This window comes from Mesorhizobium sp. M1A.F.Ca.IN.022.07.1.1 (genome assembly GCF_003997575.1).
Classification (GTDB): domain Bacteria; phylum Pseudomonadota; class Alphaproteobacteria; order Rhizobiales; family Rhizobiaceae; genus Mesorhizobium.
Map to the genome: position 1 here is coordinate 1 of NZ_RZST01000100.1, position 17,118 is coordinate 17,118.

At 59.8% G+C, this 17,118-nt stretch carries 18 protein-coding genes and 2 pseudogenes; 14 read left to right on the forward strand and 6 right to left on the reverse strand.

The features are described 5' to 3' along the window. Positions 1-533 (forward strand): plastocyanin/azurin family copper-binding protein (locus tag EOA75_RS13860; protein ID WP_348628663.1); only part of this gene is annotated, 533 nt, incomplete at its 5' end. A 73-nt stretch (positions 534-606) separates the two neighbouring features. Beyond that, on the forward strand, positions 607-1,458 hold the full coding sequence (locus EOA75_RS13865) for an ATP-binding protein (RefSeq protein WP_127216079.1): 852 nt from the start codon (positions 607-609) through the stop codon (positions 1,456-1,458). Here EOA75_RS13865 and EOA75_RS13870 read toward each other — a convergent pair. Continuing rightward, positions 1,448-2,299: a LysR family transcriptional regulator gene (locus tag EOA75_RS13870; protein ID WP_127216078.1), complete on the reverse strand. Its 852-nt coding sequence runs from the start codon at positions 2,297-2,299 to the stop codon at positions 1,448-1,450. The genes EOA75_RS13865 and EOA75_RS13870 overlap by 11 nt on opposite strands. A gap of 189 nt (positions 2,300-2,488) precedes the next feature. Between EOA75_RS13870 and EOA75_RS13875 the strand changes: the two genes are divergently transcribed. The 9 genes and pseudogenes from EOA75_RS13875 to EOA75_RS13915 all read left to right on the forward strand — a co-directional run bounded on the left by EOA75_RS13875 (position 2,489) and on the right by EOA75_RS13915 (position 10,216). Beyond that, entirely contained in the window at positions 2,489-3,247 is a 759-nt protein-coding gene (locus EOA75_RS13875) for a gluconate 2-dehydrogenase subunit 3 family protein (protein ID WP_127216077.1), read from the forward strand. A gap of 27 nt (positions 3,248-3,274) precedes the next feature. After that, positions 3,275-5,041, forward strand: coding sequence for a GMC family oxidoreductase (locus tag EOA75_RS13880; protein WP_127324456.1), 1,767 nt, complete (start codon positions 3,275-3,277; stop codon positions 5,039-5,041). A 118-nt stretch (positions 5,042-5,159) separates the two neighbouring features. Continuing rightward, positions 5,160-5,567, forward strand: coding sequence for a cytochrome c family protein (locus EOA75_RS13885; RefSeq protein ID WP_127246167.1), 408 nt, complete (start codon positions 5,160-5,162; stop codon positions 5,565-5,567). Between the two features lie 38 nt (positions 5,568-5,605). Then, positions 5,606-5,860 carry a hypothetical protein gene (locus tag EOA75_RS13890; protein WP_127241940.1) on the forward strand — a complete coding sequence of 85 codons (255 nt, stop codon included), beginning with the start codon at positions 5,606-5,608 and terminating at the stop codon, positions 5,858-5,860. After that, positions 5,811-6,182 carry a DUF488 domain-containing protein gene (locus EOA75_RS13895; protein WP_095800014.1) on the forward strand — a complete coding sequence of 124 codons (372 nt, stop codon included), beginning with the start codon at positions 5,811-5,813 and terminating at the stop codon, positions 6,180-6,182. Before EOA75_RS13890 ends, EOA75_RS13895 begins: the two co-directional genes overlap by 50 nt. 125 nt (positions 6,183-6,307) lie before the next feature. Further along, positions 6,308-6,965 (forward strand): annotated as a pseudogene (gene fsa, locus EOA75_RS13900) (fructose-6-phosphate aldolase). A gap of 370 nt (positions 6,966-7,335) precedes the next feature. After that, the gene (locus EOA75_RS13905) at positions 7,336-8,865 is read left to right on the forward strand and encodes an FAD-dependent oxidoreductase (RefSeq protein ID WP_127324458.1); all 1,530 of its coding nucleotides are present in this window, start codon (positions 7,336-7,338) and stop codon (positions 8,863-8,865) included. Between the two features lie 82 nt (positions 8,866-8,947). Next, positions 8,948-9,238, forward strand: coding sequence for a hypothetical protein (locus EOA75_RS13910; RefSeq protein ID WP_127216072.1), 291 nt, complete (start codon positions 8,948-8,950; stop codon positions 9,236-9,238). Between the two features lie 156 nt (positions 9,239-9,394). After that, positions 9,395-10,216: a universal stress protein gene (locus EOA75_RS13915; protein WP_127324459.1), complete on the forward strand. Its 822-nt coding sequence runs from the start codon at positions 9,395-9,397 to the stop codon at positions 10,214-10,216. Positions 10,217-10,337: 121 nt separating this feature from the next. On the opposite strand, the gene EOA75_RS13920 is transcribed toward EOA75_RS13915, so the two are convergent. Both EOA75_RS13920 and ctaD read right to left on the reverse strand, forming a co-directional pair. Continuing rightward, positions 10,338-10,967, reverse strand: a complete 630-nt coding sequence (locus EOA75_RS13920; RefSeq protein WP_164747379.1) for a Tim44/TimA family putative adaptor protein — start codon at positions 10,965-10,967, stop codon at positions 10,338-10,340. Positions 10,968-11,002: 35 nt separating this feature from the next. Further along, a complete protein-coding gene (gene ctaD, locus EOA75_RS13925; RefSeq protein ID WP_127324461.1) occupies positions 11,003-12,595 on the reverse strand; it encodes a cytochrome c oxidase subunit I in 1,593 nt (530 codons plus the stop codon). A gap of 602 nt (positions 12,596-13,197) precedes the next feature. On the opposite strand from ctaD, the pseudogene EOA75_RS13930 reads away from it, so the two are divergent. Beyond that, positions 13,198-13,582: pseudogene (locus EOA75_RS13930) on the forward strand (DUF488 family protein). Positions 13,583-13,590: 8 nt separating this feature from the next. Here the strand turns inward: EOA75_RS13930 and EOA75_RS13935 are convergent. Both EOA75_RS13935 and rnk read right to left on the reverse strand, forming a co-directional pair. Next, complete coding sequence (locus EOA75_RS13935) at positions 13,591-14,154, reverse strand: nucleoside-diphosphate kinase (RefSeq protein WP_127246163.1); 564 nt, start codon at positions 14,152-14,154, stop codon at positions 13,591-13,593. 159 nt (positions 14,155-14,313) lie between these two features. Further along, a complete protein-coding gene (gene rnk / locus EOA75_RS13940) occupies positions 14,314-14,778 on the reverse strand; it encodes a nucleoside diphosphate kinase regulator (RefSeq protein ID WP_067330551.1) in 465 nt (154 codons plus the stop codon). Between the two features lie 439 nt (positions 14,779-15,217). Between rnk and EOA75_RS35005 the strand changes: the two genes are divergently transcribed. Together EOA75_RS35005 and EOA75_RS35010 are read left to right on the forward strand one after the other, a co-directional pair. Beyond that, the gene (locus tag EOA75_RS35005) at positions 15,218-15,448 is read left to right on the forward strand and encodes a universal stress protein (RefSeq protein ID WP_281058530.1); all 231 of its coding nucleotides are present in this window, start codon (positions 15,218-15,220) and stop codon (positions 15,446-15,448) included. Then, positions 15,445-16,074 carry a universal stress protein gene (locus EOA75_RS35010; RefSeq protein ID WP_281058531.1) on the forward strand — a complete coding sequence of 210 codons (630 nt, stop codon included), beginning with the start codon at positions 15,445-15,447 and terminating at the stop codon, positions 16,072-16,074. The genes EOA75_RS35005 and EOA75_RS35010 overlap by 4 nt, the downstream gene beginning before the upstream one ends. A 242-nt stretch (positions 16,075-16,316) precedes the next feature. On the opposite strand, the gene EOA75_RS13950 is transcribed toward EOA75_RS35010, so the two are convergent. After that, a complete protein-coding gene (locus EOA75_RS13950; RefSeq protein WP_127324462.1) occupies positions 16,317-16,619 on the reverse strand; it encodes an XRE family transcriptional regulator in 303 nt (100 codons plus the stop codon). Positions 16,620-17,118 lie beyond the last annotated feature (499 nt).

A 17,118-nucleotide genomic window follows, 5' to 3' on the forward strand; every position in this document is an offset into this window, starting at 1 on the left:
GTCAGGTACTGGGCGGGGGTGGCGGGCTTGTGGCTGCCCTTTCCCTCTCTCCCCAGGTCGCGTGGGCCGACGAGGTGGTGGAAATCAGAATGCGAGGCCGCGACGACGGCTCACAGGTCTGGTTCGACCCGATCGGCATCCTGGTCGAACCGGGACAGACGGTGCGCTGGACGAATCTCAATTCCGGCAATTCGCACACGACGACTGCCTACAGTCCGACGAACTTCGGGAGACCGCGCCGCATGCCCAAGGCGGCAAAACCGTGGGATTCCGATTACCTCCTGCCCAACGAGAGCTTTTCGGTCATTTTCATCGAGAAGGGGGTCTATGACTACTATTGCATCCCGCATGAGCACGCCGGAATGGTCGGACGTATCATCGTCGGCGCGCCCGAGGCACATGGCTGGAGCGAGCTGGTTGGCCCGAATGGCGATCTGCCGGAGGCGGCCCTCAAGGCATTTCCGAAAGTCGAAGACATCATGACACGAGGGTTCGTCCGGCGCGATCAGACCATGCCTACGGGACCGGGCTGAAACAAGGAAGATTGGATGCTGCGTCAGACCGGGGCACGAGTTCCCGGCTGTCGTCGATTGGGGGAGGGCTCTCATGACAGGCGACGTGCATACATGCGAAAATCAGTCGCGGTCTCAAGCTGCGCGAGGCGGGCGCTCTCAGCTGCTGGACGCTTCTATCGATGGCTGGGCCGTAGTCGAGGGACGCGAGCGTGCGAGGAATCGCCTTGCTGCATTGGGCGAGATGACTGGCGGCATTGCGCATGACTTCAGGAACCTGCTGGCGGTCATCGAGTCCGGCCTGAGGTTTGCCGAAGCAAGAGCCGACGAGCCCAACCGTGTGAGGGCCTGCATCACGCTGGCGCGGGAAGGAATCAATCGCGGGATCGATTTGACCTCGCAGCTCCTCGCCTTTGCAAAGCACCAGGAACTTGATGCTCATGCTGGCGACGTGAATGAATTCCTCAGATCCTTCGCGCCTTTGCTGAGGTACGGCGGCGGACCCGATGTGCGCGTCGAGCTTGAACTCGGTGCAGAAATTCCCGACTGCCTGATCGATCCCGCATTGTTCGACACCGCAGTGCTTAATCTCGTCGTCAACGCGCGCGATGCCATGCCAAATGGCGGCGAGATCAGGGTCATCACCGGGCCGTTGGTGCAGGAGACCGCGACACCCGACCCGCCTGGGCCGGGAACCTATGTCTGCGTTAGCGTCAAGGACCAAGGTTGCGGCATGACCGCCGAAGTGTTGCGAAACGTGTTCGATCCTTTCTTCACCACGAAGGGTGAGGAAGGTACCGGCATGGGGCTGCCGCAAGTGCGCGCATTGATGCGTATGATCGGCGGCCATGTTCGCATCGCGAGCGAGCCGGGGATTGGGACGACAGTCGACCTGCTGTTCCCGTCAATCCGATCGGATGTAAAAGCAAGAATGACTAGAATTTAACGTCGCCGCCTGCAACGGCATGTAATCCTGACAGGGCAGGACCTACTACGCTTCCATCCGCACTTGCGGACTGCACCGCATAGACCGGATAGGAGAACTGGGGCATTTCAGGCACAAGATGAAGCCGGCCGGCTTCTATGTGAGGTTGCACGGAGCTCATTCGGAAATATCCGGACCCGCCAGCGGCCAGAACATAGTTCAATCCGAGCGGACCGAGGTCGAAGGAAAGATCCGGCGCAGCACTCGGGAAATTCACGCCGTGATGAAGCTCAAAATCCGGCCCCCAATCCATATAGACATAATCGGATCCGTCCAGGAGTTGCGCTTCGGGGTTGGTGGTCGCGAGAACCAGTTTTTCCTCAAGAAGCAGATCGATCTTCAAGCCCGGTCTGTGTGGGGGCGCGTACATGATGGCTATGTCGACCATTCCCGAGGCGACCTGGTTGATCAGGTCCTGTGGCACGTCGACGTGTACTCGCAGCGCGATATCCTGAAGCGAGCGGCGCATCCAGCGGACCCAGTCGAGCAGAAGAGGTTGCGCAAGGCTGACTTCGCTGCCGACCGTCAGGACGGCCCGGCGTCCCGGAGGCACGGCAACCTGGTGAAGGGTGCGTTGCCATAGTTGGACGAACATCGGAGCGTGCCGCAGAAATTGCTCACCCGCGGGCGTGAGCGAAGCGCCGCCTTTGTGGCGAACGAAGAGTGATCGGCCCAATTGTTGCTCGAGGTTGCGGATCCGTGCGCTGACGGTCGTCTGGGCGACGTTCAAGCGCTCCGAGGCGCGAATGAAGCTCCCGGTCGAGACGATCTCAATGAAGGTGCGAGCGAGTTCAATATCCATGACCGCTAATAGCATAAAAATTGCGCTTAAATGTCAATGAATTTCGTTTGCCACATAGTGGGCGCGAACATTAGGCTCTCCGAATACTCACCGGATTGAGCGCTGAACGCGGCGCAGCGCCGGGATGGAGCGGGCATAGGCCTCTCCATCCTCACCCCCTCGTTTGCCCGCGGTGTCACAGGAGCGATCATGTCGACGAATGAAAAGAACGGCCAAGGCGATGTCGGACGTCGTGACTTTCTAAAACTGTTCGGCGCGGCCGGCGCGGCAGCGGGCACCCTGCCGTTTGGCGGATCCGCATCGGCGGACGAGATCGTGGCAGCGGCCGCCACGGACACGAAGCACCATCACGCCGCCGAACCTCGTGCCCGAGGCGGTGGCTACGAATTCTTCAATGTCGACGAATCCGCCTTCGTCGAGGCGGCGGTCGACACGCTCATTCCAAACGATGCGGCCGGTCCCGGAGCCAAGGAGCTTGGCGTGGCGACATACATCGACCGGCAGATGGCCAGCGGATACGGCAAGGGCGACCGGCTTTATCTGGAAGGGCCGTTCGGCGAGGGTACGCCCGGGCAGGGATATCAATTGCCGATGACGCCCTCGGAGCTGATCCGGGCGGGAATCGCCGACGTCAATGCCGTCGTACAGAAAAGCCACAAGAACAGCTTCGCGGCCCTTTCGGCAAAGGATCGCGCCGCCACTATGGCGGACCTTGAGGCCACGAAGACCGAGCTTCCAACGGTGCCCGCTGCAACCTTCTTCAGCCTCCTTCTGCAGCTCACGATCGAGGGTTATTTCGCGGACCCGATGTACGGCGGGAACAAGGACGCGGCTGCCTGGAAGATGATCGGCTTCCCCGGCGCAGATGCCATGTACGCGGACAAGATCGAGCCGTTCCGGAACAAGCCCTACAAGGCTGAACCGAAGGGCATCCAGGACCTCATTTGATCGCCGCAAGAAAAAGGAGACTTTGACATGGCCACCAAACTGAACCCGGTCGATGTGCTGATTGTCGGTCTTGGATGGACAGGCGGCATCATTGCCAAGGAGCTTGCATCCACCAAGCTCAAGATCGTCGCCCTTGAGCGGGGAGGCCCGCGTGACACCAATCCGGATTTCATCGATCCTGAAATCCACGACGAACTGCGCTACGCCGCCCGCCACGACCTCATGCAGAACGTGCGGCGGGAAACCATCACATTCCGCAATAGTGAATCGCAAACGGCGCTGCCGATGCGTCAACTCGGCTCGTTCTTGCCAGGGCAGGGTGTCGGCGGTGCCGGCGTGCATTGGAACGGCGTGACCTGGCGCTGGCTCGAATGGGATCATCAGGCGCGCACCCGGACCGTCGACAAGTACGGCGAAAAGATCATCCCTTCGGACATGCACCTGCAGGACTGGCCGATCACCTATGACGATCTCGAACCTTATTACGACAAGTTCGAAAAGACCTGCGGCACCTCCGGGAAGGCCGGCAATCTCAACGGCAAGAAAATCGACGGCGGCAATATCTTCGAGGGCTCGCGCAAGGAAGATTATCCCAACCCGCCAATGATCGCCGCGCAGAGCATGGTGATGTTCGAGAAGGCGGCCCGCAACCTCGGCTACCATCCCTTCCCAAACCCCTCGTCCAACGCGTCTCGCGACTACGTCAATCCCGATGGCGTGACGTTCGGCCAATGCCACTACTGCGGCTACTGCGAGCGTTTCGGCTGCGAGGCGAATGCAAAAGCCAGCCCGCATTTCACCGTTATTCCGCTGGCGCTGAAGAATCCGAATTTCGAACTGCGCACAAATTCGATCGTGCTGAAGGTCAATCTCGATTCGACCCGCAAGAAGGCCGTCAGCGTCAGCTATCTCGACGCTCGCGGGCGAGAATTCGAACAACCTGCCGGCCTCATCATCCTGTCGGCCTACGCGCTCGGCAACGTCAACCTGCTGCTGCAGTCGGGGATCGGCGTTCCTTACGATCCCGCCACGGGTAAAGGCGTGGTCGGCCGAAACTATGCCTACCAGTGCGGCGGCGGGGCTACCGCCTTCTTCGACAAGAAGACCATCCTGAACCGCTTCATGGGCGCCGGCGCGCTCGGCACCTGCATGGATGATTTCAACGGCGACAACTACGATTTCGTGAAGGCCGGATACATCGGCGGCGGCGGTATCAGTTGCAGCAACTCGGGCGCCCGGCCTATCCAGTCACATCCGACACCCCATGGCACGCCGCGCTGGGGCTCGGACTGGAAGAAGGCAGTGGTCGACAACTATGACCATGCTGCCAACGTTGGCAATCAAGGCGCGGTGATGGCCTACAGGCAGAACTATCTCAGCCTCGATCCAACCTATACGGACATCTTCGGACGTCCGCTGATGAGGATGACGTTCGACTTCCAGGACAACGAGGTTAAGCAGATGAACGGCCAGGCTGACATTTGCGTGAACATCGCCAAGGAGATGGGTGCGATCAGGGTCGATCGGAGCATTCCGCCGGTGCCCTATTCCATCGTTCCCTATCAGAGCACCCACAATACCGGCGGGGCCGTTTTCGGCGCCGACCCCACCACCAGCGTCCTGAACAAACATCTTCAGGTCTGGGATGTCCCGAACGTATTCGTCACCGGCGCCTGCGTGTTCCCGCAGAACGCCGGGAAGAATCCGACCGGACCGGTGGGCGCTCTTGCCTATTGGGCGGCGGACGCGATCAAGAATTATCTGAAGAACCCCGGCCCATTGGTTCCCTCCTGAGGCAGGTCTGCCGGGTCCGGATTCACGCTTCGGATCCGGCAGACTGTGCGTTTCGAATACCGACATAACCAGGGTGGCTTGGCGACAACCAAGCCGCCCCTGATTGAAGCACGCGAAGATGAGATCGACGATTCTTGGATTGACGACCGCGGTTCTCACCGCAGTCGGCTCTGCGCAGGCGCAGGACAAATCTCCTGGCGATGCTGACGCCGGCGCCTCGGTCTTCAAGAGATGCATGGCCTGCCATGCGGTCGGGCCCGACGCCAAGAACGGGGTAGGGCCGGTATTGAATGGCGTCGTTGGCCGTGCGGCAGGCACTTACCCTGGTTACAGCTATTCCGCGGCGAACAAGAATTCGGGCCTGACCTGGGATGAACCGACGCTGACCACATATCTGCACGCGCCGCGCAAGTTGGTGCCCGGCACGAAGATGACATTCGCTGGTCTCAGCAAAGACCAGGAGATCGCCGATGTGATCGCCTATCTGAAACAATTCAACGCCCAAGGACAGAAGGCCTCTCCCTGAGCCAGGGACGATCTGTCCGGCTTGCAAAGCACAATCTTATGAAATTCCTCCTGCATCAGGGCCTGGGGTATTCGACCGTTCATCAGATCGGCGACTACCTGCGAAGCCACGGAACCGGCCATCACTGGATCGAACGGTATCGGGGCAGCATCTTCGTCATCGTATCCGATCAAGCCGACGAGATGATCCTTCGAAACGAGTTCTCCGGGCTTCTCGATGCCGTCAACGAAAGGAGACGGACGGATGAGCGGAAAAGCCATCGACGAGAGCATAAAACTGAAGCGCGCCTATGAGAGCCCAGCTGCCGACGATGGCACGCGGGTGCTGATTGACCGGCTTTGGCCGCGCGGGGTCAAGAAGATCGATGCCGGCATCGACTGCTGGATGAAAGAACTCGCGCCAAGCACCGAGCTTCGGAAATGGTTCGGACACGATCCCGCCCGCTGGGACGAATTCCGTCGGAGATATGCGGCGGAAATCCACGCGCATGGCGATGAGCTCGACCGGCTCCGCGACCTGATACGACACGGCCCTGTCACGCTCGTCTACTCGGCTCATGACGAGGCCCACAACGATGCCGTCGTCCTGAGAGAGATTTTGCTGGGACATCGCTAGAGACGTCGCGCCGCCCTGCCTTTGTGCCATCAAGGACATGGGGCGTGTGACCACTACAGCGGGTTCAAATCACTTTTCTGGAACCAAACCGAGCAAGGTTCATCAAATCATCGAGGAGACGCACAATGAAATTCTTTGTCGATACAGCCGATATATCTGAAATTCGCGAGCTTGCCGCGGCAGGCTTTGTCGATGGGGTGACCACGAACCCGTCGCTCATCTCGAAGACCGGTCGGCCGATCAGGGATGTGATCAAGGAGATCTGCGGGACGATCGAAGGCCCGGTTTCAGCGGAAGTCACCGCGACCGACTTCGACGGCATGATTGCCGAAGGAGAGCGTTTGGCGAGCATCGCGACCACCGTGGCCATCAAGGTACCATCCACCTGGGATGGGTTCAGGGCTTGTCGGGCGCTCGCTCGCCTCGGCCACAAGGTCAATGTCACGCTGTGCTTTTCCGCAAACCAAGCATTGCTTGCGGCCAAGGCGGGCGCGACGTTCATTTCGCCCTTCATCGGCAGGCTCGACGACCTCGGATTGGACGGCATGGAAGTGGTCCGGGAAATCCGCGCGATCTACGACAACGACGCATGCTTCACGACGGAAATCCTGGCTTCTTCAATACGCACTCCACTCCATGTCAAAGCTGCGGCAATTGCAGGCGCCGATATTGCGACCATTCCCCCAACTGTACTTCGGAGCCTTGCCAAGCATCCACTCACCGACAAGGGGTTGGCATCCTTTTCTCGCGGACTGGGGCAAGACCAGGCAAGCGATCCTTTAAAACTTGCTGGCCGGCGGTCCGACTTGAGCCGTGAGCAGCCCAAGGGACGGGCTGGTCGAGAACACGCGCCGTGGTGACACCGACAGCCTCAAAGTGGCCGGCATGTTCACTTTGTCCTCACTTCGTCCGTCCATCACATGCTCCTGGAATCCAACACAAAAAATGCATTCAATCGCTCACTAAATTCGTTTGCATGGTGCCCTGGATGGCAGGAGACTGGGACGTAGCGGTTCCGCTTTAGTCGGGAGCTCCGGTGAAAACGAAAGCGTCGGTCTGAAGGCGCGCCTGGATGGAACATGTTCAGGGCGTGCGAAGTCTATCGAGGCTCCAGTTATCGATCTTGCGCTGAGAATCGCCAACGGAGACGAAAATGGCTGGGAGCCATTCGAAGGCAAACGGTCCGGATCTGGTTCAGGGCATCGCGATCGCCGATCTTGAGGATGGCGGCAAGCTCGTCGGCCATTGCGGCGACGAGCAGGTGCTGCTGGTGCGCCGCGGGAGCGAGGTATTCGCGGTCAGCGCGACATGCACGCATTACGGCGGGCCGCTCGTCGACGGTCTGGTAGCAGAAGACACGGTTCGGTGTCCGTGGCATCACGCGTGCTTCGATCTGCGCACGGGCGAGGCGCTGCGCGCGCCCGCCTTCAGCCCGCTCGCCTGCTGGTCTGTGGAACAGCGAGAAGGCAAGATATTCGTGGTCGAGAAGCGTAAGCGAACGGCACCGGTGGTGCGAGATGGCGGTGCGGCTCCGGAAAGAATTGTCATTGTCGGGGGTGGCGCGGCTGGTTTCGCTGCCGTCGAGACACTGCGGCGTGAGCAATACCAGGGCAGCATCACCATGATCAGCGATGACCAGGCGCCGCCCGTCGACAGACCGAACCTCTCAAAGGACTATCTCGCCGGCAGGGCGCCGCAGGATTGGATTCCGCTGCGCGGCGAGAAGTATTATTCGAAAAACAACATCGACCTGCGTCTCGACACAAAGGCCGACCGCATCGACCCGCGGTCCCGCGAGGTTGTGCTGTCGGATGGCAGCACGACTTCTTACGAAAGGCTGCTCCTTGCCACGGGGACCGAACCAGTTCGGCTTGCTACCCCCGGAGCCGAGCAATCATTTGTCCACACGCTGCGCTCTTTCGCCGACTGCAAGGCGATTATCGAGCGGGCCGCGAATGCGCGACGCTGCGCCGTGCTCGGCGCCAGTTTCATCGGCCTCGAGGTTGCGGCGGCGCTGCGCTCGCGCGGCATCGACGTTCATGTCGTAGCGCCGGACAGACGGCCTATGGAGCGGGTCCTGGGTCCGCGGATGGGCGACTTCATCCGCGCCCTCCATGAGGAGAAGGGTGTCGTCTTCCATCTCGAGGCGACTGCGGCCAGCATCGACGGCAACAAGATGAAGCTCAGCAGCGGCGGCACGTTGATGGCGGATTTCGTCGTGGCCGGCGTCGGCGTCAGGCCACGCATAGGTCTCGCCGAAAAGGCCGGGCTCAAACTCAATCGCGGCGTTGCGGTGAACGCGTTTTTGGAAACAAGCGCGCCCGGAATTTTCGCGGCCGGCGACATTGCCCGGTGGCCCGATCCGCATAGTGGCGAGAATCTTCGGGTAGAGCATTGGGTGGTTGCGGAGAGACAAGGTCGCACCGCCGCACTCAACATGCTTGGCCATCGCGAGAAGTTCGCGGCTGTGCCGTTCTTCTGGAGCCAGCATTACGATGTGCCCATCAACTATGTCGGCCATGCCGAGCGATGGGACGAGATCTCGGTCGATGGAGACGTCGCGGCCAGGGATTGCCTGCTCCGATTCAAACGGGAGGGGCGCACGCTCGCTGTCGCCTCGATCTTCCGCGACCTGGAAAGTTTGCAGGCCGAGCTGGAAATGGAGCGCCAAACGGCAAGCTAGAACGCGCTCTCGAGCACGGGTGGGAGCGCACCGAGAATGACGCAGCCGAGCATGTCACCGTGACCGAAAGGGAGACCGATCTATGTCCGCATTGCAACAGGACGTTGCCAGGGATTTGCAAATCATTGCGCCCACTCAGCATCATTCCAAGATCGTCGAGTTCGCCAAGGAGGTTGCCGAACAAGAGTCCCATCAGATGCCGACGTCGGTCGCAATCTTCTCCGACAGCGGTCGTTGGTACTGCCAGGTCCGTCGCGGCAATGAAAAGACCCGGCCGATGGGCCCCTATACCAAACGAGAGGCTGAACGGGTTCAGGAAGTTCGCAGAGCCTTGATCGCCAAAAGAGGCACCGCTCGGATTATGTTCGAGTAGGCGGGGACCTGACGATCGCGCCGGCCGGCGAACTCCTCACTCCAACCATCGTTCGTCCTTGAGTTTGTTGAAACCTTGCCGGATCTTGCGGCGGGCCCTGTTGACGTTTGCGTTCCGGCGCCGCGATCAACCGCAACCAACGGAAGAAAAGCCAACATGGGCTACAAGTCGATCGTTCTCAACCTCGACATCGACGGGATGGTCGCTCCTGTTGTCAAGCTCGGAGTCGATCTCGCCCAGCGCTTCGACGCGCGCCTGATAGGTCTGTCGGCCGCCGACGTTCCGCCGCCGGTTGTAATGGAAGGTGGAGTGGCCTTCGAAGGCGAGAGCATGATGCGCCAGCGCAAGAACATCAAGCGACGGCTCGAGGACCTCCACGCGCAGTTCGAAAGCATTGCTGGCACGACGGTTCATACGCAATGGCGTGGGACCGTGGGCAATCCGACCCGCTCGCTAATTGAATCGGCGCGGTTGGCCGATGTCATCGTCACAGCATCGCCGGAGGGTGCCAGTTTCGACGACGCGTATCGGTCGACCGACCTCGGCAATCTGATCCTTCAGGCCGGACGGCCCGTATTTGTGGAAGCGACCAACCAGGAGAATTTCCGCATCAACAAGGTTCTGGTCGGATGGAAGGACACGCGTGAAGCCAGGCGCGCGGTTCTAGATGCCATGCCCTTTTTGCGGATGGCTCAGGAGGTTGGGGTCATTACGATCGACGATGGCCCAACTGACCAAACCTGGAACGGGCTGGACGATGTTGTCGCCTTCCTGGACATGCACGGCGTAGAGGCCAAGGCGGAGGTGTTTCCGGAAAAATCCAATGGCCGAACGATCGCCGACGTCGCCGGCGCAATGAACGCGGATCTCGTCATATCCGGCGCCTATGGCCACAGCAGGTTCAGGGAGTGGATCTTCGGCGGCGCTACCCGCTCGCTACTTGAAGCTGATCGGCTGAACCGGCTCATGTCGAACTGATCGCCGGCACCGATGGCGGAGTGCATCCCACCTGCTGACAGATTTCGCGAACGCATCCCAGCCCGCTGGGTTGGTGCTCGTTAACCGTGACAAGCCTGCCGCCGGACCCTATCGCAAGAACTCAGGCTTGTTGTTGTTCGCCCTCGGTGGCGATCAACATCCAGTTCCGCTTCCTTGACTGGGTTTGACAGGCGAACGTCCACGTATCGATCATCTCAACGATCTCCCAGGGATCGCCGGCGACGACTGCATTGTCGGCAGAGCGTGTAACGCCGACTACGTCGGAAACGTATCGAACAACTATCTCAGCGGTGCCATTCTCCACGAAAGCATCGACAACCTTCGTTTCGTCTGTCCTGATGAAGGTGAGTTCCAGCATCTCTTGCCGATCGCGCCGCCCGACGATATCTCGTTCGAAGGCATCAAGCACTTCCGGCCCGACGAGGCGCTGCAATGTCTGGATGTCACTCTCCGCAAACGCCCGCAGTATCGCTTCATAGGCCCTCCTGGCGCCGGCCAGAAATGCCGCGAGATCGAAATCCGGGTCGATCTTGCGAAGCGCATCCTGGGACATGTCCGCACAGGATGTGTGTTCGGCACTTTCGTCCCGCCGCGCCGCTGCAGTGTCCCGCTTGGCCCTCTCGTCGTTCCAGCGGGAGAGGAGCTGGCTCCAACTCCCAAGCATTGCCCAATAAAGCGCGAGAATCGCAACGAGAAGGATCTGGCTGGTCGGGTCTGAGGTCTCGCTCATGACATTCACCCATCGACTTGTCGAAGATGCCCATATCAGTGGATCCGGGGCAGCCTTTCCCACTGATGGAATGGCGGCTGCGGCAGCTGCCATTCAAGTGTGGTCGCCCCTTCGCCCCACGGGTTGGCGCTGGCCGGGCGCTTGCGGCTGAAAGCTTCTGCGACCGCGACGAAGAAGATGAACAGCCCCGCGGTCGAGATGTAGGAGCCGATCGAGGAGACGAAATTCCAGCCGGCGAAGGCATCGGGATAATCAGCGTAGCGGCGCGGCATGCCGGCCATGCCGAGGAAATGCTGCGGGAAGAAAACGAGATTGACGCCGATGAACATCGTCCAGAAATGCAGTTTCCCGAGCGTCTCGCTGTACATGTATCCGGTCATCTTCGGGAACCAGTAGTACCAGCCAGCGAAGATGGCGAAGACCGCGCCCAGTGACAGCACATAGTGGAAGTGGGCAATCACGAAATAGGTGTCGTGCAACGAGCGGTCGATTCCGGGGCTGGCGACCATGATCCCGGTGACGCCGCCGACGGTGAAGAGCAGGACGAAGCCGATAGCCCACAGCATCGGTGTCTTGAACTCGATCGATCCGCCCCACATTGTGGCCAGCCACGAAAACACCTTCACGCCTGTGGGAACGGCGATGACCATCGAGGCGAAGGCGAAGTAGCGCTGGCTATCGAGGGAGATGCCGGTCGTATACATATGATGCGCCCAGACGAGGAAGCCGATCAGGCCGATCGCCACCATCGCATACGCCATGCCGAGATAGCCGAAGATTGGCTTCCTGGCGAAGGTCGAGATGACGTGGCTGATGATGCCAAAGCCGGGCAGGATCATGATGTAGACCTCCGGATGGCCGAAGAACCAGAACAGGTGCTGGTAGAGCATCGGGTCACCTCCGCCGTCGGGAACGAAGAACGTCGTGCCGAAGTTGCGGTCCGTGAGCAGCATCGTGATCGCTCCGGCCAGCACCGGCAGCGACATCAGCAGCATGAAAGCGGTCACCAGCATCGCCCAGCCAAGGAGCGGCATCTTGTGCATCGTCATTCCTGGCGCGCGCATGTTGAAGATGGTCGTGATGAAGTTGATCGCTCCGAGGATCGATGACGCTCCCGCAAGGTGGATCGAAAGGATGACGAGATCGACCGCGGGACCAGGCTGGCCGGAGGTCGAAAGCGGCGGGTAGAGCGTCCAGCCGCCGCCATGGCCGAGCGTGCCCGGCGCTCCCGGCACGAACATCGAGGTGATGAAGAGGATGAACGCCATCACCAGCAGCCAGAACGAGATATTGTTCATGCGCGGAAACGCCATGTTGGGTGCGCCGATCATGATCGGCACCATCCAGTTGCCGAAGCCGCCGATCAGCGCCGGCATGAGCACGAAGAAGATCATGATGAGGCCGTGGGAGCTGACCGCAACATTGTAGGTCATCGGATCACTGAATATCTGCAGCCCGGGCTCCTGGAGCTCTATCCGGATCAGCATCGAAAGCGCGGTGCCGAGAATCCCCGCCAAGATCGAGAAGAGCAGGTAGAGCGTCCCGATGTCCTTGTGGTTGGTCGAGTACAGCCACCTGACCAGAAACCGGGGCTTGTGGCCTTCCATCGCTGCCGCTGGATTCGACATGGTGCGCTACCTGCCTTTCATTGCAGGCAAGCCTGATGGCTCTCGCGAGGGACGGCATTCATCCGCCGCGATCGGAGAACCAGGCGCTGTCTGCTTCGTGTTTTCAGTCGTCCGTGACATTGCGTCCATCGCAATGTCGTGGGCTTTGGAGCCGATCGGGCGTAAGCCGATGGCCAGCGGTCCGCCTGTGCATGGCCGCGAGCTTTCTGTCGAAGAAACCGCCGCCGCATTCCGAGGCGCCAGCTCCGTACCGCCCCAAACGTGCTACGGAGGGAAGAGGAAGGCAAACGGAATTAAATGCCGCGTAAGTGCAAATTTATTGCTCTTGCAAGCGAGCTGGTGGGAGGGGCGGGTCTTTAGGGATCAACAACCACAACGGAGCACAACTATGCCGGCAATATTTCGACATCGGCGCCGAAGTTCCCCATATTGAGGCAGGTAAGCTCGAGGTCACGCAAGGCGCCGGAACTCATCTATTCGGGGGCATGCAGCGGGAGAGAGCGGACTGCGGGAGGCTAGGCGGATTTAAAGCGACGTTGTGAAATGATCGTTCCTCCCAGGCGCGAAGCCACATGGCTGGCAGGTGGATCGACAAGGAAAAAATGCCTTATCCGTTTTACACTATCGGTCATTCGACCAGGTCGATTCCAGAATTCGTTGCCCTGCTGCATGTGGGCGAAGCTAAACGCGTTCTGGATTAACCAGAGTTTTCACAACTACGCCGACTACGCGTTGTCGGCGGAGTTTCATGACGGCCTGGCCCGGCTTGTATCGCTCGGCAGGGAGCGGCAGTGTGCCGTCATGTGCTCGGAAGCGCTGTGGTGGCGCTGTCACAGAAGGATCGTCGCGGACTACCTGATCAGCCGCGGCGAGTCCGTTTTTCATCTGATGAGCCATGACAAGGTCGTGCCGGCGAAACTCACCGACGGCGTGAGGGCAGGAGCCGATGGAATGCTTGTCTACCCGCCTTCACAGCCTTCGGCATAGTCGAGCCCTCAGGCAGCCGACGGCCCCGGGTCGTCGAACCCGGCGTTGAAAGCCGCCGCAACCTTGTTCTGAACTTCGTCGTGCGGTTCATCGGAACGATGGACGGCCCGCGGACCGTGTCCATCCAGCCGCAGCGAATCCGATGCAGCAACTCCCGCCAGTTTCAGTCTCTCGCGCCTTGCGGCTTCTGGTTGGTAAACCACTTCATGCACCGTCAGCGTTTCAAGCATCCCGTCCGCTGTCGGAATGGACATCGACTGCCCCTTGGCCAGACCGAGCAACGCCAGGCCTCGCGGATTGGTGATAGGCAAAAGCATGCCAACCAGACCGCGCATCTGGTCATGTGCGACGATGCGGGTTTCGGCAGGACCGTCGTTCACCCGATAGGCCACGCGGCTGCTGAGTGTCACGACGTTCGCTGGGATGTCATCGCGAAACATGACAACTGCGCTCGAAATCTTCCGCTGGAGAATAGTCGAGAAGGGTTCGTCGCGGATCGGATGGCGTTCCCGTATCACTTGAAGAATCGTGTAATCCTTGGTGGTCAGTTGGCAGGTGTCTATATTGGGCATGGTACGTCTCCAGCCGGCCCGCACAAGGCGATCCGGCAACTGCAGTTGATCGGATGTGAGAAAGTACCCCTGTGCCGGACCGAGATGAGCCGGCGCAGGGGTCAGACTCCCGCGATCAAGCTGCCTGCATGATTGAGGAGACGGACGGAGACGCCCATGTCAGACGCTCGCCGCCATCGTTGGAGACGCAGGTGCGAGCTGACTGACTCCATCACCTTGCGGGGCGGGCTGGGTCACACCAAGCACCAACAGTTCGTGCCGGCGCCCGTCTCGGGCGGTCCACATGATTGACTGTCCAGCCGAGAGGCCGATCAGGGCTGTGCCAATCGGTGTAAGAATCGAAACCTTGCCTTCGGAGATGTCAGCATCGCCAGGGAAAACCAGCGTTACCGTTCTCCGATCACCGGTGTCGGGCTTGAACGTCACAGTTGAACCCATCCGGACGGTACCGGCGGACACCCAACCATCGGCGACGATCCGCGCGCGCTCGAGCTCGGCGAGCAGCTCATCGGAAGCCTCCGGATATCGTGCGGCGAAAGTGCTCGCGAGCACCGATAAGCGCGCATGATCCGACTGCGAGATGCGGATATTCGGCTTGCGCCGGATTTTCGAGTTTTTCTGCATCTAATGCTCATATTTCTACTGGCTCAGCCGCCATCAAAGGTGGCGGACAGGCGACTTCGGAAATTGATCCCAGTGCGCCAAAAGGTTGGAGCCCTGCTGATCCTAACATGTCGATTAAGCGTTACCCCTCGGCTCGGGGCGCATTGGCAGCCGGGCCGGGGGTTAAGATCCCGCGATGGGGCAAACCCGGAAAAGAAAATCACGACAGAATTTGGCTGCGGCGTTCATATAGGTATAGTTGGTGACGTAATTCGTGAAGTCAAGGCGGACAATGGCAGGCTCAGCCGCAAGACCTGCCAAAAGCGGCACTTTGAAACAGTTGAGCCAGCGCCTGGGGTGACTCGGCGGACAAACGAGACCATCGTCACTTAGATCATTACCCAAAGTCTCCCGAAGGAAGGGGATGGTGATCTCATGGACGAGGAAGACGGAACCTGGCATGAAAATCCTTGCGGCGACAGATTTTTCCACCCGGTCACAACGGGCATTGCGGCGGGCCGGCCTTCTGGCCCGGAACGTTGCCGCGGAACTCACGCTCGTCCATGTCGTCGACGACGACCAACCCTCAGCCATAGTCCGGCTCGAAACCCGCGAGGCCCGAAGATATCTTGCAGAACAAATGACCTCGATCGCCGAGTTGAAGGGACTCCAATCTGATTCGCAGTCGTGACTGGGAATCCGTTCCGCGGCATTTTGAATGCGGCCGAGGCGCGCGGGGTCGATCTCATTGTCATGGGCGCGCACCGCAAGCAATTGCTCCGTGATGTCTTTGTGGGAACGACGATCGAACGTGTGATCCGCACCGGACAATTCCCAGTGCTCATGGTGAATGCTGAGGTAGAACATTCCTACAAAAAAGTGATGGCTGCCGTGGATATGTCCGAGCCGTCGGCGCGCGCAATAAGCACGGCGAAGGAAACCGGATTGATAGGCGAGGCCAGTTTTTCGCTGGTCCATGGGTTCGATGCCTTCGCCAAGGGAAAAATGTCAAATGCCGGAATAGGCAAGGACGAGTTGGCGAGCTACGTGGCGACAGAACGTTCGCAGGTGGAAAAAGAACTCATAGCATTTCTGGAAGCGAACGACTTTGACGTCGACAATTGGTCGCTGCAAATTAGGGAAGGCGGCCCGGTCGAGGCGATCATGGAGGCAATTAACGAGGTGGCGCCCGATCTTCTGGTGATCGGAACGCATAGCCGTTCGGGCTTCATCAAATTATTTCTGGGAAGCGTGACAGAAAGCCTTCTGCGTTCGGTCGACGTGGATGTTTTTGCGGTACCGCCTATCCGAAGTTGATCAAGGTCCGCATGGATCATCATCGTTGTTCGTCTTGGGAATCCGCGGTCACCACGAATTGAGCGGGACGCCACCATGCCCTCGCTGCGGTCCCGTGAAGCGCCGCGCGTGCCATGAGTTTCCCGCAAACGACCAACGCTAAGAGCAGACTGTTCAAAGTGTACCCAGAAGCAGCGGTGGGCTCGCTGATTTCGATTACATCGCCTCGCGCGCGGTGTACCGTTGAGGACCCTGCCCAGGATCTATGGAACGGCATCCGTGCCAACGATGCCCCCCTCATTCTCGAGAACGCTGATCCGCCTGACCTCGGAGCGGTTTAGTTTCAGGCGAACCCCGATACCGCCGCCGTTCTCGGCAATAAAAAAGGCGCCGGCGCCTTCGAGCGCGATTTGGAGCCTATTACAGACTTCGTAGTCGGGGAGTGTGATCCGACGTTCGAATTCCTCGATGGCCAGCGCATCCACGCCTGAATTGCTGGCGAGCTTTTCACGGGCCCATTCGACCAGCGCGCGAGCAGCGCGGCATTGAGCTCCAGTGATCGTCATAAGTTACCCTTTCAGACGCTTTCGGGAGCGACATCGCTGTCTGCTGAAAGCCAGTATGCTCCGGCGCGATGGCTCGACCCGTCAGAAATGGATATCGAGTCCGAAAAAGGGAAGGGCCGATGCCGTTGGCTGGTGTCGAAATTGTGAAGCTCCCGTTCCGCTTTCGGCCCTTTTCAGACATCCAGTCTCATATTCAGTTGGTAACCGTGTTCGCCCCTACAACATAACTTAGCCCGGCAGCACGCGATCGGCTTGTGCCCAGTCGGACGAATACCATTGTTCCGCGAAACCTGCCCCCCGGCTGTAGGTCAGTGTCAAAAGCTAACTGCGCGAGGCCATACAGCTGGCAGCTACGTCCTTGGCGAGGCCTAAGAATGTGCATGCGAGCCATCCGCCTCACCACGGACGGGTGAGTGGCCAAACCCTAGCATTCGCTCGAGCGCGCTGAAGCCGAAACTGCGACAAATGCCATTAGGATGACGGATAAGCTGCCGACGAG

Bases quoted from the DNA above. Each gene is read 5' to 3' on its own strand.
- EOA75_RS13935 (WP_127246163.1), bottom strand. From the start codon at position 14,154: ATGCCCAATATAGACACCTGCCAACTGACCACCAAGGATTACACGATT.
- EOA75_RS13905 (WP_127324458.1), top strand. From the start codon at position 7,336: ATGGCTGGGAGCCATTCGAAGGCAAACGGTCCGGATCTGGTTCAGGGC.
- ctaD (WP_127324461.1), bottom strand. From the start codon at position 12,595: ATGTCGAATCCAGCGGCAGCGATGGAAGGCCACAAGCCCCGGTTTCTG.
- EOA75_RS13875 (WP_127216077.1), top strand. From the start codon at position 2,489: ATGTCGACGAATGAAAAGAACGGCCAAGGCGATGTCGGACGTCGTGAC.
- EOA75_RS13915 (WP_127324459.1), top strand. From the start codon at position 9,395: ATGGGCTACAAGTCGATCGTTCTCAACCTCGACATCGACGGGATGGTC.
- EOA75_RS13870 (WP_127216078.1), bottom strand. From the start codon at position 2,299: ATGGATATTGAACTCGCTCGCACCTTCATTGAGATCGTCTCGACCGGG.
- EOA75_RS13910 (WP_127216072.1), top strand. From the start codon at position 8,948: ATGTCCGCATTGCAACAGGACGTTGCCAGGGATTTGCAAATCATTGCG.
- EOA75_RS13890 (WP_127241940.1), top strand. From the start codon at position 5,606: ATGAAATTCCTCCTGCATCAGGGCCTGGGGTATTCGACCGTTCATCAG.
- EOA75_RS13950 (WP_127324462.1), bottom strand. From the start codon at position 16,619: ATGACGATCACTGGAGCTCAATGCCGCGCTGCTCGCGCGCTGGTCGAA.
- EOA75_RS13880 (WP_127324456.1), top strand. From the start codon at position 3,275: ATGGCCACCAAACTGAACCCGGTCGATGTGCTGATTGTCGGTCTTGGA.
- EOA75_RS13920 (WP_164747379.1), bottom strand. From the start codon at position 10,967: ATGAGCGAGACCTCAGACCCGACCAGCCAGATCCTTCTCGTTGCGATT.
- EOA75_RS13885 (WP_127246167.1), top strand. From the start codon at position 5,160: ATGAGATCGACGATTCTTGGATTGACGACCGCGGTTCTCACCGCAGTC.
- EOA75_RS13895 (WP_095800014.1), top strand. From the start codon at position 5,811: ATGAGCGGAAAAGCCATCGACGAGAGCATAAAACTGAAGCGCGCCTAT.
- EOA75_RS13865 (WP_127216079.1), top strand. From the start codon at position 607: ATGACAGGCGACGTGCATACATGCGAAAATCAGTCGCGGTCTCAAGCT.
- rnk (WP_067330551.1), bottom strand. From the start codon at position 14,778: ATGCAGAAAAACTCGAAAATCCGGCGCAAGCCGAATATCCGCATCTCG.
- EOA75_RS35005 (WP_281058530.1), top strand. From the start codon at position 15,218: ATGAAAATCCTTGCGGCGACAGATTTTTCCACCCGGTCACAACGGGCA.